Below are 25,759 nucleotides of genomic sequence, written 5' to 3'. Positions count from 1 at the left end.
CCTCACACCGACTACAGTCGGCCATATGACCAAGTGGGAATACGCAACCGTGCCTCTGCTCGTCCACGCCACGAAGCAGATTCTGGACACCTGGGGCGAGGACGGCTGGGAGCTGGTCCAGGTCGTGCCCGGGCCGAACAACCCCGAGCAGCTCGTGGCCTACCTGAAGCGGGAGAAGCAGGCATGAGCGGCGCAGTCGAGGCCCGCCTCGCCGAACTCGGACTGACGCTGCCGGAGGTCGTGCCGCCGCTCGCCTCGTACCAGCCGGCCGTCCAGTCCGGCGTGTACGTCTACACCGCGGGCCAGCTCCCGATGGTGGAGGGCAAGCTCGCCGTGACCGGCAAGGTCGGCGCCGAGGTCACCCCCGAGGAGGCCAAGGACCTGGCCCGTACCTGCGCGCTGAACGCGCTGGCCGCGGTCAAGTCGGTCGCCGGTGACCTGGACCGCATCGCGCGCGTCGTGAAGGTCGTCGGCTTCGTCGCGTCGGCCCCCGACTTCACCGGCCAGCCCGGCGTGATCAACGGCGCCAGCGAACTCCTCGGAGAGGTCCTCGGCGACAAGGGCGTGCACGCCCGCAGCGCCGTGGGCGTCGCCGTGCTGCCGCTGGACGCACCGGTGGAGGTCGAGTTCCAGGTGGAGCTCACAGAGGCGTGAGCGGCCTCTCCGGAGTGGGCGGCTCAGGCCTCCCCACCCTCCGTAGAGCCCGATTGTTGCCTCTCGAACATCAGCCCACCAGGGGATAGCCTCCGCCCATGGCAAATGGGCAGTGGTACCCCCCGGAGTGGCCCGACCGCATCCGCGCCCTCGCGAGCGGCGAGCTGACTCCGGCCACACCGCGCCGCGCCGCGACCGTCATGCTGCTCAGGGACGGCGCGGGGACCGGCGCACCTGAAGTACACATGCTGCGCAGACGCGCCTCCATGGCTTTCGCCGGGGGCGCGTACGCGTATCCGGGCGGCGGCGTCGACCCGCGCGACGACGATCACCTGGTGCGTTGGGCGGGCCCTTCACGCGCGTCCTGGGCGGCCCGCCTGGGCGTCGACGACGAGGCGGCCGCCCAGGCGATCGTCTGCGCGGCGGTCCGTGAGACGTACGAAGAGGCGGGCGTCCTGCTCGCGGGCCGGACCCCGGAGACGGTCGTCGGCGACACCACGGGCGACGACTGGGAGTCGGACCGCGAGGCACTGGTGGCCCGCGACCTCTCCTTCGCGGACTTCCTGGACCGGCGCGACTTGTACCTGCGCAGCGACCTCCTGGCCGCCTGGGCCCGCTGGATCACCCCGGAGTTCGAACCGAGGCGCTACGACACGTTCTTCTTCGTGGCCGCGCTTCCTGAGGGCCAGCGCACCCGCAACGCCTCCACGGAGGCCGACCGCACGGTCTGGATCCGCCCCGCGGAGGCGGCCGCCGGCTACGACAAGGGCGACCTCCTCATGATGCCGCCCACCATCGCCACACTCCGCGCCCTGAGCCCTCACGAGACCCCCCAGGCCGCCCTGGCCGCCGCGCCCACCCAGGACATGACCCCGGTCCTGGCCCGGGCCCGCCTGGAGAACGACACAGTGGTCCTCACCTGGCCGGGCCACGACGAGTTCACCAAGCACATTCCCACCGGCACCAACCAGTGACACGTTCCTCGCCCCTCCGGGCCCCCGAGGAGCAGCAGAAGCCCCACCCGGCCGGGGGCCGTGGGGACCGTTGCCCCGCGACGTCCTGCCTGCGTAGGAGCACCAAGCCCGCCGCTCCGCGGCGGATGTATCCCACCCACCCGCCCGTTGGCCCCGCGACGCAGCTGCCAGGTAGGAGCCCAGGGGCGGGGGTCGGGGGCAAGCCCCAACCCCAGCCAAGGGCAGAAGTGGCGACGGGCCGCAGTCGCGCAACCGGCCGGAGGGGACGTGGGGGTATGTGCGCACGGAGCACCGAGCACACTCTGGCGTCTTTGGACTTGAGGCGCGACGCAGGGATAGCGAGTACGTACATACCCCCACGGCCCCGCCCCACAGACGCACAGCAGGCGAGAGCCCCGCGCGTACGCGCAGACGCCCGCGGCCCCGCCCCACAGACGAACAACAGGCGAGCCCGCACAAGGCGCCCCCGCCCGAAGACGGCCCCGACCCAAACCCAGACAGGAGCCACCCCCGCATGACCGACGCCGCCGCCCTCCCCGGCCAGCCCCGCGGCAGAGTCCTCACCGGCCCGGCCACCCCCCGCGCAGCCAACGTCCTCGCCCCCAACCCCTCCGCGATGACCCTGGACGGCACGAACACCTGGATCGTCTCCGAACCGGACTCCCCTCTGGCGGTGGTCATCGACCCGGGCCCCCTCGACGACACGCACCTGAGCCGCGTCATAGAGACGGCCGAAAAGATGGGCAAGCGGGTAGCGCTGACGCTGCTCACGCACGGCCACCCGGACCACGCGGAGGGCGCCTCCCGCTTCGCGGAGCTGACCCGCACCCACGTACGCGCCCTGGACCCCGCCCTGCGCCTCGGCGACGAGGGCCTGGCGCCCGGCGACGTCATCACCACGGGCGGCCTGGAGATGCGCGTCGTGGCGACCCCCGGCCACACGGCGGACTCGCTCTGCTTCCACCTCCCCGCCGACCGCGCGGTCCTGACGGGCGACACGATCCTCGGCCGCGGCACAACGGTCGTGGCGCACCCTGACGGCCGTCTGGGCGACTACCTGGACTCCCTGCGCAGGCTGCGCTCCCTGACGGTCGACGACGGCGTCCACATGGTCCTGCCGGGGCACGGTCCGGTCCTGGAGGACGCCCAGGGGGCCGTCGAGTTCTATCTCGCGCACAGGGCGAACCGTTTGGCGCAGGTGGAGACGGCCGTGGAGAACGGCCACACGGAGGCCGCGGACGTCGTGGCGCACGTGTACGCCGACGTGGACCGCTCCCTGTGGCCGGCCGCGGAACTCTCGGTCAGGGCGCAGCTGGACTACTTGCGGGAACACGGGCTGATCTGACGCCGACCCACCCGGGAAAGCGCGAATGGGCCCCGCCTCCAAAAGAGGCGGGGCCCATCCACGCACAGAAAAACATCCGGAACCAGCGCCAGCGCGACCGCTCAGACCCAGCGCAGCGCGACTGCTCAAACCCAGCGTCAGCGCGATCGCTCAGAACCAGCGCCAGCGCGACCGCTCAGAACCAGCGTCAGCGCGACCGCTTCGCCAGCCGCTCCACATCCAACAGGATCACCGCACGGGCCTCGAGCCGCAGCCACCCACGCCCGGCGAAGTCCGCGAGCGCCTTGTTGACCGTCTCGCGGGAGGCGCCGACCAGCTGGGCCAGCTCTTCCTGCGTGAGGTCGTGCACGACGTGGATGCCTTCCTCGGACTGCACGCCGAAGCGGCGCGACAGGTCGAGCAGCGCGCGGGCCACCCGCCCCGGCACGTCGGAGAAGACGAGGTCGGACATCTGGTCGTTGGTCTTGCGCAGGCGCCGGGCGACGGCGCGCAGCAGCGCGGCGGCCACCTCGGGCCGGGCGTTCAGCCACGGCTGGAGGTCGCCGTGGCCGAGGCCGAGCAGCTTGACCTCGGTGAGGGCGGACGCCGTGGCGGTCCGCGGGCCCGGGTCGAAGAGCGACAGCTCACCGATCAGCTCGCCGGGACCGAGCACCGCGAGCATGTTCTCGCGGCCGTCGGGCGAGGTGCGGTGGAGCTTCACCTTGCCCTCGGTGACCACGTACAGGCGGTCTCCGGGGTCGCCCTCATGGAAAAGAGCATCCCCGCGCGCGAGCGTCACCTCACTCATGGAGGCGCGGAGCTCCGCGGCCTGCTCGTCATCGAGCGCCGCGAAGAGCGGGGCGCGCCGCAGAACGTCGTCCACGAGTTCTCTCCTTGTCGACCTGCTCAGGGGATCTTGATTCCCCCGCATATCAGGGGACCGTGTTCCCCATTTTGCCGGACGGTCCAAACAGTGTGATCAGTCACAAGTCTGCCGCACCGGCGTCGCAAGCTGTGCGGGAGGGGGCCAATTGGGGGCCGTTCCATGGGGTCAGGGACGGATGTCAGTGCCGGGCTCTAGGCTGGCCGGGTGTCCAAAAAGCCGGTGAGAGCACAGGCCGAGGGGGCTGGGCCGGTGGCCGCCCTCCGTGATTCCGCTGTGGGCGAACACACGTCCACTCCTCACCGTAAAGCGACAAAACGGACAGCTTTCCTGATGTCCCCGGCGAAGAGGTCGGCCCTGTGAACGCGAAAAAGACGACTCCAGCGAAGGCGCCGGCCAAAAAGGCAACGGCCAAGACACCACCCGCCGAGACACCACCGGCCAAGAAGGCACCGGCCAAGAAGGCACCGGCCAAGAAGGCCCCCGCCAAGAAGGCACCCGCGGAGAAGCCCTCCCCCGCCCTCGTCCGCCGCGCCCGGCGGATCAACCGCGAGCTCGCCGAGGTGTATTCGTACGCCCATCCGGAGCTGGACTTCGAGAACCCCTTCGAGCTCCTGGTCGCCACGGTCCTCTCCGCCCAGACCACCGACCTCCGGGTGAACCAGACGACCCCGCGCCTCTTCGCCAAGTACCCCACTCCGGAGGACCTGGCCGCGGCGGTCCCCGAGGAGGTCGAGGAGCTGATCAGGCCCACCGGCTTCTTCCGGGCCAAGACCAAGTCGATCATGGGCCTGGCGAAGGCCCTGCGGGACGACTTCGGCGGTGAGGTGCCGGGCCGCATAGACGATCTCGTCAAGCTCCCCGGAGTGGGCCGCAAGACCGCCTTCGTCGTTTTGGGCAACGCCTTCGGAGTCCCCGGCATCACCGTGGACACCCACTTCGGCCGTCTGGTCCGTCGCTGGAAGTGGACCGAGGAGACCGACCCGGAGAAGGTCGAGACGGCCGTCGCCGCGCTCTTCCCGAAGAGCGAGTGGACGATGCTCTCGCACCGGGTGATCTTCCACGGCCGCCGCATCTGCCACTCCCGCAAGCCCGCCTGCGGCGCCTGCCCGATCGCCCCGCTCTGTCCGTCGTACGGGGAGGGTGAGACGGACCCGGAGAAGGCGAAGAAGCTGTTGAAGTACGAGATGGGCGGATTCCCGGGCCAGCGCCTCAAGCCGCCGCCGGACTACCCGGGCAAGCCGGCGCCGCCGCTCGCCGCGGAATGAGGCGCGGCGGACGACACCGGCGCGGGGCGGAACGAACAGCAGGGCAAAGAGCGTTGTCCAGAGACGGACGGGGGTGCCGATGACGCACGCGAGCGACACGACGGACAGCACGACCAGCACGACCAGCGATACGACCCACCCGAGCAAGACCCACCCGAGCAACGGCAGCAGCAGCGCCAACGGCAGCAGCGCCAGCGGTAGCAACAGCAACGGCAGCCCCCTGCTCAGCACCGCTGGCCTGCCCTCATGGCTCGACCCGGTCGTCCACGCGGCGGAGACCGTCGAGCCGCTGCAACTGAGCCGTTTCCTGCCCCCGGAGAGCGGCGCCGGACGCCAGTCCGCCGTGCTGGTCCTCTTCGGAGAGGGCGAGAAAGGCCCCGAGCTGCTCCTGATGGAGCGCGCCGGCTCCCTCCGCTCGCACGCGGGCCAGCCCTCCTTCCCGGGCGGCGCCCTCGACCCCGAGGACGGCGACCCCCAGGGCGAGGGACCGCTGCGCGCGGCCCTGCGCGAGGCCGAGGAGGAGACGGGACTCGACCCCCGGGGCGTCCAGCTCTTCGCCGAGCTGCCCCGCCTGTTCATCCCCGTGAGCGACTTCGTCGTGACGCCCGTGCTGGGCTGGTGGCGCACTCCGACCCCGGTGGGCGTCGTCGATCCGAACGAGACCGCCCGGGTCTTCACGGTCCCCGTGTCCGATCTCACGGACCCGGCGAACAGGGCGACGGCTGTCCATCCGCGCGGTCACCACGGCCCCGCGTTCCTCGTCGAGTCCGCTCTGGTCTGGGGTTTCACCGCAGGGGTGATCGATAGAATCCTCCACTTCGCGGGCTGGGAGCGGCCCTGGGACCGCAGCAGGCGGGTCCCGCTCGATTGGCACGCATGACAAGGTTGCGTGGAATGGGCGACCGCGATGCGAGGCGAGGATTGAATCGGTGAACGTGCTGGACGTCCTGTTGCTGCTCGCCGCCGTGTGGTTCGCGGTCGTGGGGTACCGCCAGGGCTTCGTGGTCGGCATCCTCTCGGTGATCGGATTCCTGGGCGGCGGCCTCGTCGCCGTCTATCTGCTGCCGGTCATCTGGGACGCCCTCAAGGACGACGAAGCGGCCACGGTGAGTACGACCGCGGCGGTGGTGGCCGTCGTCATCGTGATCGTCTGTGCCTCGATCGGCCAGGCGTTCACCACCCACCTCGGCAACAAGCTGCGCAGATACATCACTTGGCAGCCCGCGCGCGCCCTGGACGCGACGGGCGGCGCCCTGGTGAACGTCGTGGCGATGCTCCTCGTCGCCTGGCTGATCGGCTCCGCCCTTGCGGGTACGACGCTGCCGACGCTCGGCAAGGAAGTGCGCAGCTCCAAGGTGCTCCTCGGGGTTTCCCGCGCGCTGCCGGGCCAGGCCGACACGTGGTTCAACGACTTCTCGTCGGTTCTCGCGCAGAACGGCTTCCCGCAGGTCTTCAGCCCGTTCTCGAACGAACCCATCAAGGACGTCCGGCCCCCGGACCCCAAGCTCGCCAAGAGCCAGGTCGCCACGGTGGCCAAGCGCTCCATCGTGAAGGTCCGCGGTGAGGCACGCAGCTGCGGCAAGGTCCTCGAAGGCACCGGCTTCGTCTTCGCCGAGCGCCGCGTGATGACGAACGCGCACGTGGTCGGCGGTGTGGACGAACCGACGGTCCAGATAGGCGATCAGAACCAGGTGTACGACGCGAAGGTCGTCCTCTACGACTGGGAGAGGGACATCGCCGTATTGGACGTGCCCACGCTGAAGGCGCCCGCCCTGAAGTTCACGTCGAAGGACGCGCCCAGTGGTGCCGGCGCCATCGTGGCGGGCTTCCCCGAGGACGGGCCGTACGACGTCCGTCCCGCGCGGGTGCGCGGCCGCATCCAGGCCAAGGGCCCGGACATCTACCACCGCGACACCGTGCGCCGTGATGTGTACTCGCTCTACGCGACGGTCCGCCAGGGCAACTCCGGCGGCCCGCTCCTCACGCCCGACGGCAAGGTCTACGGCGTGGTCTTCGCGAAGTCCCTCGACGACCCGGACACCGGGTACGCACTGACGACGGACGAGGTCCGCGAGGACATCGAGCGGGGCCGCACCGCCAACCAAGAGGTCGACAGCCAGGGCTGCGCGCTCTAGAGCGGTGGTGGGAGAGCCCGGAGAGCCCGGAGAGCGGGGTCAGTCGCGCGTGTGCCGGAGCCGCGCGGAGACCCAGCGGGCCCTCCGGCGGAGGATGCGGGGAATGCCCATCGCCTGAGGGGGGCCGTGGTGGCCCGGGTCCTGCGGCCCGCCCCTCTCGTGGCTGTTCAGCGCTGTGGCCGAGCGGCGATTGCGTGCTACGTCACTGTAGTCGTGCGTCCAGCCCATACCCCGACGTGTGCCCGCGCCCCATGGTCGGTAACCGCGCGCAGGGGCCCCAATTGGCCTATGCGCGAGGCAATTGGCGTTCGTAGGACTGGTGTTCGCAACACCTCGCGGGCCCCGGCCCGCGCGGACTCACCGATCCGGTTCCGGGTCCTTCAGCCAGTTCACCAACTCCGTGGAGAACGCCACCGGGTCCTCCTCGTGCGGGAAGTGTCCGAGGCCGTCGAACAGGCGCCAGCGGTACGGGGCTTCGACGTACTCGCCGGAGCCCGCGGCGCTCCTCGTCCGCATCACGGGGTCCAGCGAACCGTGCAGATGGAGCGTCGGCACCCGCACCGGGCGCTTCATGCGCCGGTTGAACTGGAGCCCGTCGGGCCGCGCCATCGACCGCACCATCCAGCGGTACGGCTCGATCGAGCAGTGCGCCGTCGAGGGGATGCAGATGGCCCGCCGGTACGTCTCGACCGCCTCGTCGTCCGGCAGGCGTGGCCCCGACCAGTCCCGCACCAGACGGCCCACCAGGGCCCCGTCGTCGGCGACCAGTTGGCGTTCCGGCACCCACGGCCGCTGGAAGCCCCACACGTAGGAGGCGGCCGCGGTCTGCTTCCGGTCCGACAGCATCGCCGAGCGCCAGCGCCGAGGATGCGGCATGGAGGAGACGGCGAGGCGGCGCACCAGCTTGGGCCGCATCACGGCGGCCGTCCACGCCAGGTACCCGCCCAGGTCGTGCCCGACGAGCGCGGCGTCCGGCTCGCCGAGGGAACGTACGACTCCGGTGATGTCGAGCGCGAGGTTCGCCGGGTCGTAGCCGCGGGGCGTGCGGTCGCTGCCGCCCACGCCCCGCAGGTCCATCGCGACGGCCCGGAAGCCCGCGTCGGCGAGCGCCACCATCTGGTGCCGCCACGTCCACCAGAACTGCGGGAAGCCGTGCAGGAGAAGGACCAGCGGCCCGTCGCCCATCTCGGCGATGTGGAAGCGCGCGCCGTTGGCGGCCACGTCCCGGTGGGTCCAGGGTCCCTCGATGCGTACGGCCGAGGCGGGCTGCGCCGAACGGGCGGCGGGAACCTGCGTGGGGGCCTGGGTCTGATGGGCGGGGTCCGTCATGAGGACGAGCGTGCCACAGTGGCCCCCGTCTCACCGACTCGGACGTCGACAGCACCCGCAGGGCTCACCGCGCGAGGATGCGGCTTGACGTTCCCCAGTACGGCAGCCGTCTCCTTGGCCGAGGCGGCGACCTTCTGCGGGCCCTTGCCCTTCTTCGCCTTCTTCGCGAAGACGACGCCGATCAGCGCGAGCAGCCCGGCCACCAGCACGTTGGCGGCGAAGGACAGCAGGAAGCAGACGGCGAGGTTCCAGCCGCTCCAGGTACGGATGCCGTACGCGAGCGCGAAGCTCAGCATGGGCAGCGAGAAGATGAGGACCGCTCCGGCCGCGGCGAAGGCACCACCGCCGATCGCGCCGCGCTTGACGTCCTGGCGCAGCTGGGCCTTGGCCAGTGCGATCTCGTCGTGCACCAGCGCGGACATCTCGCCGGTCGCCGTGGCGACCAGCTGGCCGAGGCTGCGCTCGGCGCCGACAGGACCGTCGGGTGAGCTCATCGCGTTCTCCCCTTTTTCTCTTCTGATCTCTTCTGAGATATGTCTGCTCAGATCATGCCGGACCGTTGCCATCCTCGCGTTCCCCACCCGAGACTTCGGCAAGCCTTCGGTGCTCCGCCGCCTTCTTCTCGTAGATGGCGGCCATGCGGCGGTGGTACTCCGGATCGTCCTTCTCGTAGATGTCGGGTATGCCGCTGAGGTCCTCGTCGCGCTCCTCGTCCTCCCACAGCTTGCGGTACTTGGCGTTACGCATCTTCAGGAGGACTCCGGCGAGTACGGCCGCGATGAGGGAGCCCGACAGGACGGCCGCCTTGATCTCGTCGGTGAGCAGCGGGTTCTCGGTGAAGGCGAGTTCGCCGATCAGCAGCGAGACGGTGAAACCGATGCCGGCCAGTGAGGCGACCGCGAAGACGTCGGGCCAGGCCAGGTCGTCGTTCAGCTCGGCCTTGGTGAAGCGCGCCGCGAGCCATGTGCCGCCGAAGATGCCGACCGCCTTGCCGATGACCAGGCCGAGGACCACACCGAGCGTCTCCGGTTTGGTGAACACATCGCCGAGCGCGCCGCCCGAGACGACCACCCCGGCGCTGAACAGGGCGAACAGCGGCACGGCCAGGCCGGCGGAGAGGGGGCGTACGAGATGTTCGATGTGTTCGCCGGGGGAGTGCTCCTCGCTCTCGTCCTCCTTGTGGCAGCGCAGCATCAGGCCCATGGCGACGCCCGCGATGGTGGCGTGGATGCCGCTGTTGTACATCAGGCCCCAGATGGCGAGCGCCAGCGGAACGTAGATGTACCAGCCGCGCACCCGCTTCCTGAGCAGCAGCCAGAAGACGGCGAGGCCGAGGATGGCGCCGCCGAGCGCGGCGAAGTTGAGGTCGCTGGTGAAGAAGACCGCGATGATCAGGATCGCGAAGAGGTCGTCGACGACGGCGAGGGTGAGCAGGAAGGCGCGCAGGGCGGACGGCAGCGAGGTGCCGATGACCGCGAGGACCGCGAGGGCGAAGGCGATGTCGGTGGCGGTCGGGACGGCCCAGCCGTCGAGGGAGCCGCCGCCGACGGTGTTGGTGAGGACGTACACCAGCGCGGGCGCGGCCATGCCGCAGAGGGCCGCCACGACGGGCAGCGCCGCCGCTCTGGGGTCGCGCAGGTCGCCCGCGACCAGCTCGCGCTTGAGTTCGATGCCGGCGACGAAGAAGAAGACGGCGAGCAGCCCGTCGGCCGCCCAGTGCTGGATGGAGAGGTCGAGCCCGAGCGAGGCGGGGCCCAGGTGGAAGCCGCGCACCGAGTCGTAGGAGCCGCCGGCCGTGTTGGCCCAGATCAGTGCGGCGACGGCCGCGACCAGCAGCAGCACACCGCCGACGGTCTCGGCGCGCAGCGCGTCCGCCACGAAGTTCCGCTCGGGGAGCGAGAGGCGTCCGAGGACCTTGCGGTTGTTGTTGCTGGGCACGGGCGCGGTCACGAGAGTCGACCTCCGGTCGGTGGGCAGGGCGGAGCACATGCCGACCAGACTTCCCGGCGCACCTAGATCCTTCTCGTCGCGTCAGCTCGTCACGCGTTGACGTGATGTTGACGCGATCCTTAGCTTACCTAACGTACGCCCGGACGTATCCGGTGATCTTCACCTTAAGCACAAAGGAGCCGCCCGGCACGCTGCCGGACGGCCCCTTCGGTCGTACGAGAATCAGTCGCCTCCCGGCACTCAGTCCTCGCTGGGAGCGGCCGGGAGCCGCGTCTGGATCAGGTCCATCACCGAGGAGTCGGTGAGCGTGGTGACGTCACCGAGCTCACGGTTCTCCGCGACGTCCCGCAGCAGCCGGCGCATGATCTTGCCGGACCGGGTCTTCGGCAGCTCGGCCACCGGAAGGACCCGCTTCGGCTTGGCGATCGGGCCGAGCGTGGCGCCGACGTGGTTGCGCAGGTCCGCCACGAGCCCCTCGTCCTCGGCGTTCGCGGTGCCGCGCAGGATCACGAACGCCACGATGGCCTGGCCGGTCGTCTCGTCCGCCGCGCCCACGACCGCCGCCTCGGCGACCGCCGGGTGCGAGACGAGCGCGGACTCGACCTCGGTGGTGGAGATGTTGTGTCCGGAGACGAGCATCACGTCGTCCACGCGGCCGAGCAGCCAGATGTCGCCGTCGTCGTCCTTCTTGGCGCCGTCACCGGCGAAGTACCGGCCCTCGAAACGCGACCAGTACGTGTCGATGAACCGCTGGTCGTCGCCCCAGATGGTGCGCAGCATGGAGGGCCACGGCTCGGTCAGGACCAGGTAGCCACCGCCGCCGTCCGGCACCTCGTTCGCCTCGTCGTCGACGACGGTGGCGGCGATGCCCGGCAGGGCGCGCTGGGCGCTGCCCGGCTTGGTCTCGGTAACGCCCGGCAGCGGCGAGATCATCATCGCGCCGGTCTCGGTCTGCCACCAGGTGTCCACGATCGGGCAGCGGTCGCCGCCGATGTTCTTCCGGTACCACATCCACGCCTCGGGGTTGATCGGCTCGCCGACCGATCCGAGGACGCGCAGGCTGCTCAGGTCGAACTTCGCGGGGATGTCGTCGCCCCACTTCATGAACGTCCGGATCGCCGTGGGCGCGGTGTACAGGATGCTGACCTTGTACTTCTGGACGATCTCCCAGAAGCGGCCCTGGTGCGGGGTGTCCGGGGTGCCCTCGTACATCACCTGCGTCGCGCCGTTCGCCAGCGGGCCGTACGTGATGTACGAGTGGCCGGTGACCCAGCCGATGTCGGCCGTGCACCAGTAGACGTCGGTCTCGGGCTTGAGGTCGAAGACGGCGTGGTGGGTGTAGGCCGCCTGCGTGAGGTAGCCGCCGGAGGTGTGCAGGATGCCCTTCGGCTTACCCGTGGTGCCCGAGGTGTAGAGGACGAAGAGCGGGTGCTCCGCGTCGAACGCCTCGGGGGTGTGGTCGGCGGACTGCTTCTGCGTGATCTCGTGCCACCACACGTCGCGGCCCTCGGTCCACGCCACGTCCTGCTTGGTGCGCTGGACGACCAGGACGTGCCGGACCCCCTCGACGCGGCTGACGGCCTCGTCGACGGCGGGCTTGAGCGCGGAGGGCTTGCCCCGCCGGTAGCCGCCGTCGGAGGTGATGACGACCTTGGCGTCGGCGTCCTCGATGCGCTTGGCGATTGCGTCCGCGGAGAAGCCGCCGAAGACCACCGAGTGGGCGGCGCCGATGCGGGCGCAGGCCAGCATCGCGACGACCGCCTCGGGGATCATCGGCAGATAGACGGCGACGCGGTCGCCCTTTTGGACACCCAGCTCGGTCAGGGCGCCCGCGGCGCGGCTGACCTCGTCCTTCAGCTCGGCGTAGGTGATGGCCCGGCTGTCGCCGGGCTCACCCTCGAAGTGGATCGCGACACGGTCGCCGTTGCCCGCCTCGACGTGGCGGTCGACGCAGTTGTACGCGACGTTGAGCTTCCCGTCGGCGAACCACTTGGCGAACGGGGGGTTCGACCAGTCGAGCGTCTCGGTCGGCTCCGTGGCCCAGGTCAGCCGACGTGCCTGCTCTGCCCAGAAGCCGAGCCGGTCAGCCTTGGCCTGTTCGTACGCCTCCGCCGTGACGTTGGCCGCGGCGGCCAGCTCCGCCGGCGGCGCGAAGCGACGCTCCTCCTTAAGAAGGTTGGCCAGGCTTTCGTTGCTCACGACATCTCCCTTGCACTGCTTTGCCGGAGGCGACCGTTGTGTCCGAAGCCACAGCTCATCAGACACAACCCGTGGTGACAAGGGTCTGCCGAAAATTGGTTTAGACCTTTACCCGGTTTACCCGGAAGGCGTCCGCTCGGCCTCGTCCTGTGCCGTGGCGGACACCTGATCGAAGACCTCGTCGGGCAGCGGCTCGAGGCCGGTGCCCTCCGTCAGCAGATAGGCCTGCGCCTCTCCGACGTGGAAGTACATACCGTGCAGCTCAAGATCACCTTCGGCAAGTCGGCGCGCCACCGCGTCGTGCGCCTTCAAGTGCTCCAATTGCTGCACGACGTTGGTGAGGCAGAGCTGCTCCACCGCGTCGGCGGGCGCCCTTCCGGCCAGCCGCGCCCACGCCCTGTCCTGCGCTCCCATGCGCTCGACGCTCGGCAGGCCGTGCCGCAGCCACCGCTTCAACGGCGTCTGGGCGCCGCCGGGCGGGGCGCTGAGCAGCGCCTGCATGGCGCCGCACCCGGAGTGCCCGCACACGGTGATGGACCGCACCTTGAGCACATCGACCGCGTACTCGATGGCGGCGCCCACCGAATCGTCCCCGCTCTCGGCGCCCGGCAACGGCACCAGGTTGCCCACATTGCGGACGACGAACAGGTCACCGGGACCGCTCGACGTGATCATCGATGTGACCACTCGGGAGTCCGCGCAGGTCAGGAAGAGCTGTGCGGGCTGCTGGCCTTCACGCGCGAGCCTCGCGAGCTCGCCGCGCACATGGGGAGCCGTGTTCCGCTGGAACGCGCTGATCCCGCTGGCCAGTTGATGCCCGCTGGGCCGCCGCCGCACCTGTCCTTCCCGCTGCTGTTCCTCCTGCGGCCGGTCGCAGTGGTGGTTGCGCCACGGAGCCCAGGGCCTGCAACAGGAGTGGGAGGAGCTGGCGGGCTCGGCGATACGGGCCCCGGAGCGGCCCGTGATCTCGACGCTGCCGCCGTGTGCGGTGTGCGAGTCCTGCCAGCACTGCAGCGATTCGTACGCGGCGTGGTCCATGAAGGAGCCGTCCAGCTCCACGATGACGTCCGACCCTTGCGGGACGAGGTGCAGCGCCTTGCTGAGCCGCGGCACCGCGAGGAACGTCAACTGCCCGCGCACCCGCAGGCGGTGGACGCCGGCGTCGTCCTCGCAGTGGGTGATCCGGGTACGGGCGAGCCGGTGCAGCGAGACGGCCACGGCGACGGCGACGCCGAGCGCCACGCCTTCCAGGACACCGAGGAAGACCACGCCGAGGGTGGTGACGGCGTAGACGACGATCTCGCGGTGGCGGGTGATCGTACGGATGTGGTTCAGGCTGACCATCTGGATGCCGACGGCCATGACGAGGGCGGCGAGGGCGGCGAGCGGGATCAGCTCCAGGACGGGGACCAGGAGCAGCGCGGCCACTACCACCCAAACGCCGTGCAGCATCGTGGAGTTCCTGCTGACGGCGCCCGCGCGCACATTGGCCATGCTGCGCACCGCGACTCCGGCGACGGGAAGCCCGCCGAGCGCTCCGGACACGATGTTCGCCGAGCCCTGGCCGAGCAGCTCGCGGTCGAGGTCGGAGCGGCGCACGCCCGCGTGCAGCTCGGGCTGACCGCTGACGACCTTGTCGACGGCGACGGCGCCGAGCAGCGACTGCACGCTGCACACCAGCGTGATGGTGAGCACGGCCGCGACGAGGCCCAGTGCGGGCCCTTCGGGCAGTCCGGCCAGCGCGTGGCTGCGCCAGGACGGCAGGTCGACCCTGTCGACGTGCAGCCGGGCAGCCGAGGCGACGGCCGTCGCGGCGGCGACGGCGACCAGGGCCGCGGGCATGACACGGGCGATGCGGCCCGCCCGCCCGGGAATCCGGGGCCAGAGCAGCAGGATCGCCAGCGTCAGCACGCTGATCGTCAGGGCGGCCGGATGCAGGTCGGCCAGCTGGGCGGGGAGCGCCCGGAGGTTGTCGAGCACGACGCTCTGCGGGGTGCCGCCGAGCACGATGTGCAGCTGGGCGATGGCGATGGTGACGCCGATGCCGGCCAGCATGCCGTGGACGACGGCGGGGCTGACGGCGAGGGCCGTGCGGGCCACGCGCAGGCAGCCGAGTCCGAGTTGGGCAAGGCCGGCGAGGACCGTGATGGCGCAGGTGGTCCGCCAGCCGTACTGGTGGATGAGGTCGGCGGTGACCACGGTGAGACCGGCGGCGGGGCCGCTGACCTGGAGCGGTGATCCGCCGAGCGCTCCGACGAGGATGCCGCCGACGGCAGCGGCGACGAGGCCCGCCTGGAGCGGTGCGCCGGTGGCGAGGGCGATGCCGAGGGACAGCGGCAGGGCGATCAGGAAGACGGCGACCGACGCGGAGAGGTCGGCGCCCGCGATGCGGAATCTCTTGCCGGGCGGCGGGGCGTGGGGCTTGTGGGCAGGTGGCGTGTGAGCCGAGTCGGTGGTGCGAGTGGGGACGCAGGCAGACATGTTTCCCGTCTCCTCCGGGGCAGCGCGGTCGCGGACAAGGGGTCCTCCGGAGGGCTCCGGAGGGCGGATCGCGGCCGTGGGTCACGGCGTAACAGCGGCGGGATTACTCAACTCTCGGTAAACGAACCGTAATCCAGAGTAAAGGATTCGGGCGTACTTTCAGGGCAAATGGGGCAATAGGTCACTCTGATGAGTGAATAAAAAATGTAATCGGCTTGTCGTAAGATCAGCTTTCGACCTCCGTGCGAAGTTCGGTGTGATATGTCCCGACTTGCACGGAAAGTAGGTGGGCGGAACATGGCCGCCACCCGGAGGATCACCGCGAGCCTCACCGCCCTCGTGGCGTGTGCAGCGGCACTGGCCGGCTGTGCCGACGGAAACACCGGCACGAAGGAAGGCGCCCACGGCGCGAAGAAGGCGGCCGGTGCCCCGGCACCCAAGAACGCCGTCCGCATGATCGGCGACGGCTCCACGGCCTTCACCGGCAAGCAGCCGAACCTGCCGAGACCCGCCCGCCTGAAGCCGGGCCAGAAGCCACCGCAGTTCGTGGTCTTCTCCTGGGACGGGGCGGGCGAGGACAGCCAGAAGCTGTTCTCCCACTTCCGCAAGGTGGCCAAGCGGAACGACGCGACGATGACCTACTTCCTCAGCGGCGTGTACATGCTCCCCGAGGAGAAGCGCAGGCTCTACAAACCGCCGCAGCACCTGGCCGGCAGTTCGGACATCGGCTTCAATGACCGCGCGGGGATCAAGGACACCGTGGAGCAGCTCCGCGGCGCCTGGCTCGAGGGCAACGAGATCGGCACGCACTTCAACGGCCACTTCTGCGGCAGCGGCCGGGGCGTGGGCGAGTGGTCCGTCGCGGACTGGAAGAGCGAGATCAAGCAGGCCAAGTCCTTCGTGAAGGCCTGGAAGACGAACACGGGCGTGAAGAAGGCGCGGCCCCTGCCCTTCGACTACGACAAGGAGCTGATCGGCGCCCGCACCCCCTGCCTAGAGGGCCGCAAGAACTTCATGCGGGCAGCCGATCAGCTGGGCTTCCGCTACGACACCAGTGGCGTGAACGACCAGGTCTGGCCCAAGAAGAAGGAAGGGCTGTGGGACCTGTCCATGCAGCTCGTCCCGGTCCCCGGCCGCAAGTTCGAGACGCTCACCATGGACTACAACTTCATGGTCAACCAGTCCGGTTCGACCTCACAGGGCGACCCGGACAATCACGAGTACTGGGGCGACCAGATGCGTGACGGCCTGCTCCAGGGCTTCGACCGCGCCTATCACGGCAACCGCGCGCCGCTGATCATCGGCAACCACTTCGAGTCCTGGAACGGCGGCACGTACATGCGCGCCATCGAGGAGACCATCGAGACGGTCTGCACCAAGCGCGACGTGCGCTGTGTCTCCTTCCGCCAGCTCGCGGACTGGCTCGACGCGCAGGACCCGAAGACCTTGGCGAAGCTGACCGGGCTCAAGGTCGGCAAGGCGCCGAAGGAAGGCTGGGCGGCGTTCCTCTCCGCCCAGCCCGCACCCGCCCCGAAGGGCGTCCCGGGCGCACCGGCGGTCAAGCCGTAGCACCCAACGGCCGCGTCGGACCGTGGCGTTCAGCGGCCCGACCCGACTTGACCCGGCCCGGTCAGGCCGTGGCGGTCATGCGCTCGCGCAGCACGAAGGCGGGGTCGACCTGGGCGGCCAGGTCGGCTCCCGTCCGCTCGTTGCCCCAGCTCTGCGCGTTCTTCAGGTGGAAGTGGACCATCTGGCTGGTGTAGCGGTCCCAGTCGCGTCGGTCGTACGAGGCGTCGACGGTGTCCTGAAGCGCTTGCAGGGAACGGCGGTTGTCCTCCTCCAGGAACTCGAAGCGCGGCGGGTGGCCCTTCTCCATGGCGCGCACCCAGTCCGAGTGCCCGACGGTCACCAGGAGGTCGTCGCCGACCTGCTCGCGCAGGAAGTCCACGTCGTCCTGGCCCTGCACCTTGTTGCCGACGACCGCGAGGCTGACCCCGAAGTCCCGCGCGTAGTCCTTGTACTGGCGATAGACGGAGACTCCCTTCCTCGTCGGCTCCGCCACCAGGAACGTCATGTCGAAGCGCGTGAACATGCCGGAGGCGAAGGAGTCCGAACCCGCGGTCATGTCCACGACCGCGTACTCGTCGCGGCCGTCGACGAGGTGGTTCAGGCAGAGCTCCACCGCTCCCGTCTTGGAGTGGTAGCAGGCGACACCGAGGTCGGCTTCGGTGAACTGCCCGGTGACCATCAAACGCACGGTGGCGTCGTCGAGTTCCACGGGTCGCGCACACGCGTCGTACACGGGGTTGTCCTCGCGCACCCGCAGGAGCCGCGAGCCCTCGCCGGGGGGCGTCGTCTTGATCATCGTGTCCGCCGAGGCGATCCGCGGATTGGAGCCCCGCAGGTAGTCCTTGATCAGGGGCAGGCGTGCGCCCAGGGCGGGCAGCTCGGCCGCCTCCGCCTCGTCGAGGCCGAGGGCGGGACCCAGGTGCTGGTTGATGTCGGCGTCCACCGCGATGACGGGTGCACCGGTTGCGGCGAGGTGGCGGATGAAGAGCGAGGACAGCGTGGTCTTGCCGCTGCCGCCCTTCCCTACGAAAGCGATTTTCATAACCACGAAGAGTAGCGGCTCATGTGCAAGGAGTGCTCGGTCCGCGTGAAGAAGACCACTCCTTCGTGGAGCCGGGCCGGGAAGTACGTAGGGTCGTACTCATGAGTACGCCAGCCGATCCTTCCCCGAACCCCCGGTCCCGCGCGGGCGGGGAAGACCCCCTCGTGGCCCTGGGCGCGCTGCCCGGTGTGGCCGACTCCGTGGACTCCGTGCGCAAGGCCGTGGACCGGGTCTACGGGCACCGGATCATGCGGCGCCGGAGCAACGAGATCACCTCCGAGGCGGCACTGCGCGGCGCCCGCGGCTCCGCTGCGCTCTCCGGCGCCGAGTGGGCGCTCGAAGAGGTGCGGCGGCGTACCGACTTCCGTGGCGACGAGGAGGCGCGCACGATCGGCGCGGCCCTGCGGCTGACCGCCGAGTCCGGTCAACTCCTGTCCATCTGGCGGCAGTCTCCGCTCCGGGTCCTCGCGCGGTTGCACCTGGTCGCGGCGGCCGACTCCACCGAGGGCGCGGGGCGGCCGAGGCTGGCGGGCGAGCCCGTCGACGAACCGCTGATCGAGCTCCCCCTGCCGGACGCGGACGAGGTGGCGGGCCGCCTGGAAGGGCTGTCGCAGCTGATCATCGCGGGCAGTGCGGCGCCGGCCCTGGTGACGGCGGCCGTGGTCCATGGAGAGCTGCTCAGCCTGCGCGCCTTCGGCTCGCACAACGGCCTGGTCGCACGGGCCGCCGAGCGCATCGTCCTGGTGGGCAGCGGCCTCGACCCGAAGTCGATCTGTCCGGCTGAGGCTGGGCACGCGGAACAGGGCAGGGCGGCCTACGTAGCGGCCCTCGACGGCTACGCGTCCGGCACGCCGGAGGGCATGGCGGCCTGGATCGCCCACTGCGGCAGGGCGGTCGAACTCGGCGTCAGGGAATCGGCGGCGGTGTGCGAGGCGCTGCAGCGCGGCGCGGCGTGAGAGCCTGCGCCGGGGGGCTCCCGTAGGTCCTGAACAGGACTGGGGTCTGAACAGGGTTGCGGCGGTACGGAATCCGTACCGCCGCTGGCATGTTCACCGGGTTACCAAGCGTCCTCGAAGTGTTGCCCATCAGGTCGGGAACGTTGCCCGTCACCTGGTGCGACTGGCCCGTAATCGACGGGTCGACGTCGCGTGGGTGCTCGGTGTTCATGCTTCGGTCCGTGGGGCCTTTGCTGCGTTTAAAGGTGATCCTCTCGGATGTCCTTGGTCTCGCGGGCCGTTGACTCCTTTGTACTCCTGTCCTGGGGTAAGCGGAAGTGCTGGCCGCACTTCTTTACTTTTAGGTTCAAACAGGAGCGAATCCGGCATATGCGCCCGGCCTGTCTCCGCCTGGTCAGCTCGCGGTCGCGCGGCGCCGACTGGCGAGCCAGACGAGCCCCGCCGTGGCCGCCGCGGCGCCGACCGCGGCCGCCGCGACGAGCGCGGGGCGGGGAGGCGCGGGCAGGCGCTGCTTCAGGCGCACCGGCCGGTGGAAGTCGAGGATCGGCCACGCGCGCGTGAGGGCCTCGCGGCGCAGCGCCCGGTCCGGATTGACCACGAAGGGATGCCCCACGGACTGCAGCATCGGCAGATCGGTCGCCGAGTCGCTGTAGGCGTAGCAGCGGTCGAGGTCGTACCCCTCCGACTGCGCGAGCTCCTTGATCGCCACTGCCTTGGTGGGCCCGTACGCGTAGTACTCCACCTCGCCCGTGAAGCATCCGTCGTCGCCGACCACCATGCGGGTGGCCACCACCCGGTCCGCGCCGAGGAGCTCGCCGATCGGCTCGACGACCTCCGCGCCCGAGGTGGAGACGATGACGACGTCGCGGCCCGCGGCGTGGTGCTCCTCGATGAGGGACGCGGCCTCGTCGTAGATGATCGGGTCGATCAGGTCGTGCAGGGTCTCGGCGACGATCTCCTTGACCTGCTGCACGTTCCATCCACGGCAGAGCGCGGACAGGTACTCACGCATCCGCTCCATCTGATCGTGGTCCGCGCCGCCCGCGAGGAAGACGAACTGCGCGTAAGCGGTGCGCAGTACCGCTCTGCGGTTGATCAGGCCGCCTTGGTAGAACGACTTGCTGAAGGTGAGCGTGCTCGACTTCGCAATGACCGTCTTGTCCAGGTCAAAGAACGCGGCAGTGCGAGGCAAGGAGTGGTTTTCCACGAGGTCGAGCATAGGCGCCCACCATTCGGCGTAAGCTGAGGCGCGTGGGTTTGCCTGAGAAGGCTCTCGGGTACACCATGGAAGTCACGGATCGTTCGCGACCGTGCTAACCCGGTCTGGCTCCTCCCCCCCCCGAGTCGGACCGTGGGGACGACCCCCGCTCTCCCCCCCGGCGGGGGTCGTCGCATGTCCGGATGGGTTTTTGAACCCTCCGCTGATCCTCTTCCGGCCCTCGAGCCGTTCTCCGCGCCGACTCCACCCTCTCTCACCTCACCCATGATCCGTCACCGTGCGTAGCCGTGAGGCTGCGCTGTGGAAGTCGTGGGAAGACGGTGTGATGTCACCGGTATGGGTGATGGGGATATTCACAGGCATCGCCTTGTCCACAGTTATTGACCAAGATCCACACGATTTCCAGCAGCGCTGCACGCTGATTCCGCCCGTTCCGCTCGCGAAGTTCATGGCCGGATTGCCTGCCCGGTTCTTCGCGGTCGCGGGGCGCGGCATTCACAGGCGTCTTGCGGTGACAGGGGGATGGAGATCGTGAGTGGAGTCAGTGCGCGTGACGGGGCCGCGTCGGCCGACGGGCGGCAGGGTGGACCGCTGATCGTCACGGAGGACGTGGAGCTGCTGGACGACCTGCTGCGGCTGTGCGCCGCGGCGGGAGCACGGCCCGAGGTGCACCACGGCGGCCCCGGGCACAGGGAGGGCTGGGACTCGGCACCGCTCGTCCTCGTCGGGGACGACGCGGCGGACCGAGTGCGGGGAGCCGGACGGCGGCGTGGGGTCGTCCTGGTCGGGCGTGATCAGGACGACCCCGAGGTCTGGCGGCGGGCGGTGGAGATCGGCGCCGACCACGTGCTGCTCCTGCCGGACGGCGAGCAGTGGCTCGTGGACCGCATCGCGGACGTGGCGGAGGGCGTGGGACGGCCCGCGCTGACCGTCGGGGTCATCGGAGGCCGCGGCGGGGCCGGAGCCTCCACTTTGGCGTGCGCCCTCGCGGTCACGGCGGCACGGGCCGGGCGGCGCACGATGCTCGTCGACGCGGACCCACTGGGCGGCGGCCTCGACGTGCTCCTCGGCGGCGAGAGCGCCGAAGGACTCCGGTGGCCGGCGTTCGCCGCGTCGCGCGGCAGGGTCGGCGGCGGCGCGCTGGAGGAGTCACTGCCGGAGCTGCATGCGCTGCGGGTCCTGAGCTGGGACCGGGGCGAGACGGTCACGGTCGCCCCGGAGGCCGTGCGGGCAGTCGTCGCGGCGTCCCGCAGGCGTGGCGGCGCGGTCGTTGTCGACCTGCCCCGGAGGGTGGACGAGACGGTCGCCGAGGCGCTCGCACAGGTGGACCTCGGACTCCTGGTGGTGCCTCCCGAACTGCGCGCGGTGGCGGGGGCGCGCCGGGTGGCGTCGGTGGCCGGAATGGTCCTCCGGGATCTGCGAGTGGTGGTCGCCCAGGGCGCGGAGCCCGGAGGGCTCGACCCCGAAGAGGTCGCGCGCCTCCTCGGACTGCCACTGGCCGGTGAAGTGCCCTGGGAGGCCGGTCTGGCCGCGTCGCTGGCCGCGGGGGCCCCACCCGGAGGCGCCGCGCGCGGCCCCCTCGCGCGGTTCTGCACCGCCTTCTGGGACCGGCTGCCCGCCGATGCCGCGGGAGGGGGCGCATGAGCGCGGTGGTCGGGGCCCGGATGCTGGACGGGGTGCGGCAGTGGCTCGCGGAGAGCGGCACGGAGCCGACCCCGGCCCGGGTCGCCGAAGCGCTGCGGGCCCAGGGCCGGGTGCTCGGGGACACCGAAGTCCTCGGCGCGGCGGCCCAGTTGCGCTCGGAGCTGGTCGGAGCCGGGCCCTTGGAGCCGCTGCTCGCGGATGCCTCGGTGACCGACGTGCTGGTCTCCGCGCCCGACCGGGTGTGGGTGGACCGGGGCGGCGGTCTGGAGCTCACGGGCGTCACGTTTCGGGACGCGACCGCGGTGCGGCGGCTCGCCCAGCGCCTCGCGTCCGTGGCCGGGCGCCGCCTCGACGACGCGCGGCCCTGGGTGGACGCACGCCTCCCGGACGGCACCCGTCTGCACGCGGTGCTTCCACCGGTCGCCGTGGGCTCGACGTGCCTCTCCCTGCGAGTCGTGCGGCCCCATGCCTTCACCCTCACGGAACTGGTCGCCGCGGGTACGGTCCCGCCCGGCGGCGACCGCATCCTGCGGGCACTGCTCGACGCCCGGCTGTCCTTTCTGATCAGCGGCGGCACCGGCAGCGGCAAGACGACCCTGCTGAGCGCCCTCCTCGGCCTGGTGGGCCCCGACGAGCGGATCGTGCTCGCGGAGGACTCCGCGGAGCTGAAACCCGAACACCCCCACGTGGTCCGCCTGGAATCGAGGCCCGCGAACCAGGAAGGCGCGGGTCACGTCGGCCTGGACGACCTGGTGCGGCAAGCCCTGCGGATGCGTCCCGACCGGCTCGTCGTCGGCGAGGTGCGGGGCGCGGAAGTGGTGCATCTGCTGGCCGCGTTGAACACGGGGCATGAGGGCGGCTGCGGCACGGTCCACGCCAACGCCGCGTCGGACGTGCCCGCTCGCCTGGAGGCCCTGGGGACGGCCGCGGGCCTGGACCGGGCTGCCCTGCACAGCCAGCTGGCGGCCGCACTGTCGGTGGTGATCCATCTGGTACGGGACAGGGCGGGGCGTCGCCGTATCGCCGAGGTGCATGTGCTGGAGCGGGCCGACTCCGGCCTGGTGGTGACCGCGCCGGCACTGCGGTGGGGCGAGACGGCCTTCACCCGCGAGCGCGGCTGGGAGCGGCTGAACTCACTGCTCTCGACCGAAGCCCGGGGTGAAGCCCGGTGAACACCTCGATGTGGGCGGCGGCCGTGTGCGCCGGAAGCGCGGCCCTGCTCCTGATGGACCGCCGGGGCCATGAGTCCCGCCGCGCACGATCACTGTTCGAGGACACGAAGACAGAACTCACCGAAGCCCGGCCCTGGCGCCGGACACTCGCGGCCGGGCGTGGCCGGGTGCGCCACGAATGGTGGTGCCTGGCAGCCGGATCGGCGGTCGCGCTGCTGGGGGAGTCCGTGCTGCCGCTCGTCGTGGGCGTGGCGGGGGTGCCGGTGGCGGCGCGGGTGCGACGGGCCAGGGACGCGCGCCGGGAACGCGGGCGACGGGGCGACGCGGTGATCGCTCTGTGCGGTGAACTCGCGGGCGACGTGCGCGCGGGACGGCAGCCCGCGGAGTCACTGCGACGGGCCCTGGACGAAGCCACCGCCGCAGGTGCCGGAGTCGGGGCGTCCCGGAGCGCGGTGCTGGCGGCGGCACGGTTCGGCGGAGATGTGCCGGAGGCGCTGCGGCAGGCGGCTCGGGAGCCGGGCGCCGAGGGGCTGCTGGGGCTCGCGGCGTGCTGGCGGGTGGCGGTGGACCGCGGCGCGGGCCTCGGCGCCGGCCTGGAGCGCCTGGAGGGCGCCCTGCGCGCCGAGCGCGACCGACGGGCTGACCTGCGGGCCCAGTTGGCGGGCGCCCGGTCGACAGCCGTGATGCTCGCCGGGCTCCCGGTGCTGGGCCTGCTGATGGGCAGCGCGCTGGGCGCGCAGCCGCTGCGAGTGCTGCTCCACACGGGGCCGGGGCTGGCGTGCCTGGCGGCGGGCGGAGTGCTGGAGGCCGCCGGGGTGTGGTGGGCGCTGCGGATCGTACGAGGGGCGGAGGAGCGATGAACGTTGTCCACAGGCTGGGGGTGGCCGTGTGGGAAGGCGCGGCGATCCTCTGGCTCGGCCTGACGGTGCTGGCCGCACGCCGGGAGAGGGCACTGCGGTCCCGTACGGCAAGGACGCTGGACACAGCGAACCGCCCCGCACGCCGCACGACACCCCTGTCGGCCCGCTGGGCCCGGGCACGGGAATGGCTCCCCTTGGCCGGGACGGCGAGCGCTGCCTACGTCCTGGTGGGCGGAGTACCGGGCCTGCTGGCCGGGGCGGCCGCCGGATACATCGCCTGGCGCCACAAACAGCGAAAACGAGCATCCCTCCAGACCCCGGACGACCCATCCGATACAGAGCGAGCGGCAAACCAACTCCCCTTGGCAGCCGACCTCCTGGCGGCCTGCGTCGCCGCCGGGGCGAGCCCTGTCGCAGCCGCCCACGCGGTCGGGGAGTCCCTGCAAGGCCCGATCGGCATACGACTGGCACGCGGCGCGGCGGAAGTGAGGCTCGGCGGCGAACCAACGGACGCCTGGCGGCATCTGGGTGCCGTACCCGGCGCCGCTCCACTGGCCCGACTCCTGGAGCGGGCGGGCGAATCCGGAGCACCGGCCGCGGACCCGGTGGCCCGCCTGGCGGCGGACGCCAGGGCGGAACGTTCCCGGGCGGCGACGGCCGGAGCGCGCAGAGCAGCGGTCCTGATGACGGCTCCAGTGGGCCTGTGCTTCTTGCCGGCGTTCGTGGCGGTCGGGGTACTACCGGTGGTGATCGGCCTGGCCCATGGCTTGCTGACCGAGCCCTGAACACCCGAGCAGCCACGACAAGTTCAGCGGAGCACCAAGAACCCCCCACAACCAGTGAGCCGAGAAGCACCACCAACTAACGCGATCTACAGGGAGATCGAAATGCAGGGGCAAACAATGCAACAACAGCCACAGACACAACAACCAACACAACAACCAACACAGCGACGCAACCAGAGGACTCGATGGCGGCTCCGCGAGCTGAGCCGACGAGGGTGCTCGCTGCGCACGGACACGGGAATGGTCACGTCCGAGTACGCGATGGGCCTGATCGCGGCGGTGGGCTTCGCCGGCTTGCTCTACAAGGTGGTGACGAGCGGGCAGGTCAGAGCGGCGCTGCAGGCGGTCGTGGAAAGGGCGCTCGATGTTCCGTTCTGACGCCATGCGAAGCGGACGCTTCGCGGACCGTGGGTTCGTGACAGCTGAGGCGGCTGTCGTGCTGCCGACGCTGGTGCTGTTCACCATGGCGCTGATCTGGACACTGCTGGCGGCCTCGGCGCAGATCCAGTGTGTGGACGCCGCGCGGGCGGGGGCTCGCGCGGCGGCCCGGCAGGACCCCGACGGCGCGGCCGCCGCTGCGGCACGGCAGGCGGCCCCGGGCGGGGCGAGCGTGTCCGTGCGGCGCGAGGGCGACCTGGTGCGGGTCGAGGTGGCGGCGGACGTGCCGGGCCCCCAGGTGCTGGGCCTGGGCCTGCGGCTGCGGTCCGACGCGGTGGCGTTGGCCGAGGAGACGGTGGGGGTGGGCGTATGAGGGCCGGACGGTGGCGCGCGGACCGTGGGGCCGCCACGGTGTGGGTGGTCGTCGTGATGGCTGTGCTCGGCGTGGTCTGCGGCGCGGTGCTCGCGATGGCGCAGGCCGTCGTGGTCCGGCACCGGGCGGGCGGCGCGGCGGACCTGGCGGCGCTCGCGGCGGCGGACCGGTGGACGGCGGGTTCCGCGAGAGCGTGCGCGGGGGCGGTGCGGGTGGCGGAGGCGCAGGGTGCGCGGGTGGTGCGGTGCGTGCTCCGCGGCGACCTCTCCGAGGTTACGGCTTCCTCCTCGGCGGGTCCCTTCTCCGCCACGATCAGATCCCGTGCGGGCCCGCCCCAACTCCCTCCCTCCCCTCACCCCCACCGCCCCGCAGGACCGGGAGCCCCAAGCCCGCCGCTCCACGACGGGTAACTCCCACCCACCCACCCACCCACCCCCACCCGGCGCTCAGCCGCGAAACCGGCCGGGAGACCGTGGGGCCCGGGGCACAGGCACCCCCACCGGCGGACGGCCGCGCAACCGGCCGGAGGGGACGTGGGGGTATGTGCGCACGGAGCACCGAGGA

26 protein-coding genes are annotated in these 25,759 nt (G+C 71.0%); 17 read left to right on the top strand and 9 right to left on the bottom strand.

Features of this window, described 5'->3' with window-relative positions; translation table 11 throughout:
- The first annotated feature begins 25 nt into the window (after positions 1-25).
- The 4 genes from AB0N81_RS19450 (at position 26) to AB0N81_RS19435 (ending at position 2,973) form a co-directional block, all read left to right on the top strand.
- Positions 26-187, top strand: a complete 162-nt coding sequence (locus tag AB0N81_RS19450) for a DUF4177 domain-containing protein (protein WP_003975360.1) — start codon at positions 26-28, stop codon at positions 185-187.
- Positions 184-654 carry a RidA family protein gene (locus AB0N81_RS19445; RefSeq protein WP_365359804.1) on the top strand — a complete coding sequence of 157 codons (471 nt, stop codon included), beginning with the start codon at positions 184-186 and terminating at the stop codon, positions 652-654. The genes AB0N81_RS19450 and AB0N81_RS19445 overlap by 4 nt, the downstream gene beginning before the upstream one ends.
- Before the next feature lie 98 nt (positions 655-752).
- Entirely contained in the window at positions 753-1,628 is an 876-nt protein-coding gene (locus AB0N81_RS19440) for an NUDIX hydrolase (RefSeq protein WP_365359802.1), read from the top strand.
- Positions 1,629-2,142: 514 nt separating this feature from the next.
- Positions 2,143-2,973: an MBL fold metallo-hydrolase gene (locus AB0N81_RS19435; protein ID WP_365359800.1), complete on the top strand. Its 831-nt coding sequence runs from the start codon at positions 2,143-2,145 to the stop codon at positions 2,971-2,973.
- Positions 2,974-3,160: 187 nt separating this feature from the next.
- Here AB0N81_RS19435 and AB0N81_RS19430 read toward each other — a convergent pair whose 3' ends face one another.
- Positions 3,161-3,835, bottom strand: a complete 675-nt coding sequence (locus tag AB0N81_RS19430; protein WP_016642758.1) for a Crp/Fnr family transcriptional regulator — start codon at positions 3,833-3,835, stop codon at positions 3,161-3,163.
- A 359-nt stretch (positions 3,836-4,194) separates the two neighbouring features.
- Here AB0N81_RS19430 and nth point away from each other — a divergent pair, with 359 nt between their 5' ends.
- The 3 genes from nth (at position 4,195) to AB0N81_RS19415 (ending at position 7,238) form a co-directional block, all read left to right on the top strand.
- Entirely contained in the window at positions 4,195-5,103 is a 909-nt protein-coding gene (nth, locus tag AB0N81_RS19425; protein ID WP_365359798.1) for an endonuclease III, read from the top strand.
- A 73-nt stretch (positions 5,104-5,176) separates the two neighbouring features.
- Positions 5,177-5,983, top strand: a complete 807-nt coding sequence (locus tag AB0N81_RS19420) for a CoA pyrophosphatase (protein ID WP_365359796.1) — start codon at positions 5,177-5,179, stop codon at positions 5,981-5,983.
- Between the two features lie 49 nt (positions 5,984-6,032).
- A complete protein-coding gene (locus AB0N81_RS19415) occupies positions 6,033-7,238 on the top strand; it encodes a MarP family serine protease (protein WP_365359794.1) in 1,206 nt (401 codons plus the stop codon).
- A gap of 39 nt (positions 7,239-7,277) precedes the next feature.
- Here AB0N81_RS19415 and AB0N81_RS19410 read toward each other — a convergent pair whose 3' ends face one another.
- From AB0N81_RS19410 to AB0N81_RS19385, 6 genes are all read right to left on the bottom strand, one after another.
- Positions 7,278-7,466 (bottom strand): hypothetical protein, encoded by a 189-nt coding sequence (locus AB0N81_RS19410; RefSeq protein WP_365359792.1) that lies wholly within the window; start codon positions 7,464-7,466, stop codon positions 7,278-7,280.
- 129 nt (positions 7,467-7,595) lie between these two features.
- Positions 7,596-8,567 (bottom strand): alpha/beta hydrolase, encoded by a 972-nt coding sequence (locus tag AB0N81_RS19405; protein WP_365359790.1) that lies wholly within the window; start codon positions 8,565-8,567, stop codon positions 7,596-7,598.
- Complete coding sequence (locus AB0N81_RS19400; RefSeq protein ID WP_365359788.1) at positions 8,564-9,061, bottom strand: phage holin family protein; 498 nt, start codon at positions 9,059-9,061, stop codon at positions 8,564-8,566. The genes AB0N81_RS19405 and AB0N81_RS19400 overlap by 4 nt, the downstream gene beginning before the upstream one ends.
- A gap of 52 nt (positions 9,062-9,113) precedes the next feature.
- Positions 9,114-10,517 carry a Na+/H+ antiporter NhaA gene (gene nhaA / locus AB0N81_RS19395; RefSeq protein WP_365359786.1) on the bottom strand — a complete coding sequence of 468 codons (1,404 nt, stop codon included), beginning with the start codon at positions 10,515-10,517 and terminating at the stop codon, positions 9,114-9,116.
- A 240-nt stretch (positions 10,518-10,757) separates the two neighbouring features.
- Complete coding sequence (gene acs, locus AB0N81_RS19390; protein ID WP_365359784.1) at positions 10,758-12,716, bottom strand: acetate--CoA ligase; 1,959 nt, start codon at positions 12,714-12,716, stop codon at positions 10,758-10,760.
- 117 nt (positions 12,717-12,833) lie between these two features.
- A complete protein-coding gene (locus AB0N81_RS19385) occupies positions 12,834-15,197 on the bottom strand; it encodes a SulP family inorganic anion transporter (RefSeq protein WP_365359782.1) in 2,364 nt (787 codons plus the stop codon).
- 297 nt (positions 15,198-15,494) lie between these two features.
- On the opposite strand from AB0N81_RS19385, the gene AB0N81_RS19380 reads away from it, so the two are divergent.
- The gene (locus AB0N81_RS19380) at positions 15,495-16,766 is read left to right on the top strand and encodes a hypothetical protein (protein WP_365359780.1); all 1,272 of its coding nucleotides are present in this window, start codon (positions 15,495-15,497) and stop codon (positions 16,764-16,766) included.
- A 61-nt stretch (positions 16,767-16,827) separates the two neighbouring features.
- Here AB0N81_RS19380 and AB0N81_RS19375 read toward each other — a convergent pair whose 3' ends face one another.
- The gene (locus tag AB0N81_RS19375) at positions 16,828-17,808 is read right to left on the bottom strand and encodes an ATP-binding protein (RefSeq protein WP_365359779.1); all 981 of its coding nucleotides are present in this window, start codon (positions 17,806-17,808) and stop codon (positions 16,828-16,830) included.
- A gap of 101 nt (positions 17,809-17,909) precedes the next feature.
- Here AB0N81_RS19375 and AB0N81_RS19370 point away from each other — a divergent pair, with 101 nt between their 5' ends.
- Positions 17,910-18,764, top strand: a complete 855-nt coding sequence (locus AB0N81_RS19370) for an oxidoreductase (protein WP_365359778.1) — start codon at positions 17,910-17,912, stop codon at positions 18,762-18,764.
- Positions 18,765-19,158: 394 nt separating this feature from the next.
- Here the strand turns inward: AB0N81_RS19370 and AB0N81_RS19365 are convergent, their stop codons facing one another.
- Positions 19,159-19,983, bottom strand: a complete 825-nt coding sequence (locus AB0N81_RS19365) for an HAD-IB family hydrolase (RefSeq protein WP_365359776.1) — start codon at positions 19,981-19,983, stop codon at positions 19,159-19,161.
- 277 nt (positions 19,984-20,260) lie between these two features.
- On the opposite strand from AB0N81_RS19365, the gene AB0N81_RS19360 reads away from it, so the two are divergent.
- From AB0N81_RS19360 to AB0N81_RS19325, 8 genes are all read left to right on the top strand, one after another.
- Positions 20,261-20,518, top strand: coding sequence for a hypothetical protein (locus tag AB0N81_RS19360; RefSeq protein WP_365359774.1), 258 nt, complete (start codon positions 20,261-20,263; stop codon positions 20,516-20,518).
- Positions 20,506-21,627: a septum site-determining protein Ssd gene (gene ssd / locus AB0N81_RS19355; protein ID WP_365359772.1), complete on the top strand. Its 1,122-nt coding sequence runs from the start codon at positions 20,506-20,508 to the stop codon at positions 21,625-21,627. Before AB0N81_RS19360 ends, ssd begins: the two co-directional genes overlap by 13 nt.
- Positions 21,624-22,799, top strand: coding sequence for a TadA family conjugal transfer-associated ATPase (locus tag AB0N81_RS19350; RefSeq protein ID WP_365359770.1), 1,176 nt, complete (start codon positions 21,624-21,626; stop codon positions 22,797-22,799). Before ssd ends, AB0N81_RS19350 begins: the two co-directional genes overlap by 4 nt.
- 8 nt (positions 22,800-22,807) lie before the next feature.
- On the top strand, positions 22,808-23,659 hold the full coding sequence (locus AB0N81_RS19345; RefSeq protein ID WP_365360069.1) for a type II secretion system F family protein: 852 nt from the start codon (positions 22,808-22,810) through the stop codon (positions 23,657-23,659).
- The gene (locus AB0N81_RS19340; RefSeq protein ID WP_365359768.1) at positions 23,656-24,444 is read left to right on the top strand and encodes a type II secretion system F family protein; all 789 of its coding nucleotides are present in this window, start codon (positions 23,656-23,658) and stop codon (positions 24,442-24,444) included. The genes AB0N81_RS19345 and AB0N81_RS19340 overlap by 4 nt, the downstream gene beginning before the upstream one ends.
- Before the next feature lie 201 nt (positions 24,445-24,645).
- The gene (locus AB0N81_RS19335; RefSeq protein WP_365360067.1) at positions 24,646-24,822 is read left to right on the top strand and encodes a DUF4244 domain-containing protein; all 177 of its coding nucleotides are present in this window, start codon (positions 24,646-24,648) and stop codon (positions 24,820-24,822) included.
- Complete coding sequence (locus tag AB0N81_RS19330) at positions 24,809-25,195, top strand: TadE family type IV pilus minor pilin (protein ID WP_365359766.1); 387 nt, start codon at positions 24,809-24,811, stop codon at positions 25,193-25,195. The genes AB0N81_RS19335 and AB0N81_RS19330 overlap by 14 nt, the downstream gene beginning before the upstream one ends.
- Complete coding sequence (locus AB0N81_RS19325; protein ID WP_365359764.1) at positions 25,192-25,605, top strand: Rv3654c family TadE-like protein; 414 nt, start codon at positions 25,192-25,194, stop codon at positions 25,603-25,605. Before AB0N81_RS19330 ends, AB0N81_RS19325 begins: the two co-directional genes overlap by 4 nt.
- Positions 25,606-25,759 lie beyond the last annotated feature (154 nt).

The sequence above is a fragment of the Streptomyces sp. NPDC093510 genome, from assembly GCF_040683555.1.
Classification (GTDB): Bacteria; Actinomycetota; Actinomycetes; order Streptomycetales; family Streptomycetaceae; genus Streptomyces.
Note: the sequence above shows the minus strand (reverse complement) of the source record. Positions and strands in the feature narration are given on the sequence as shown.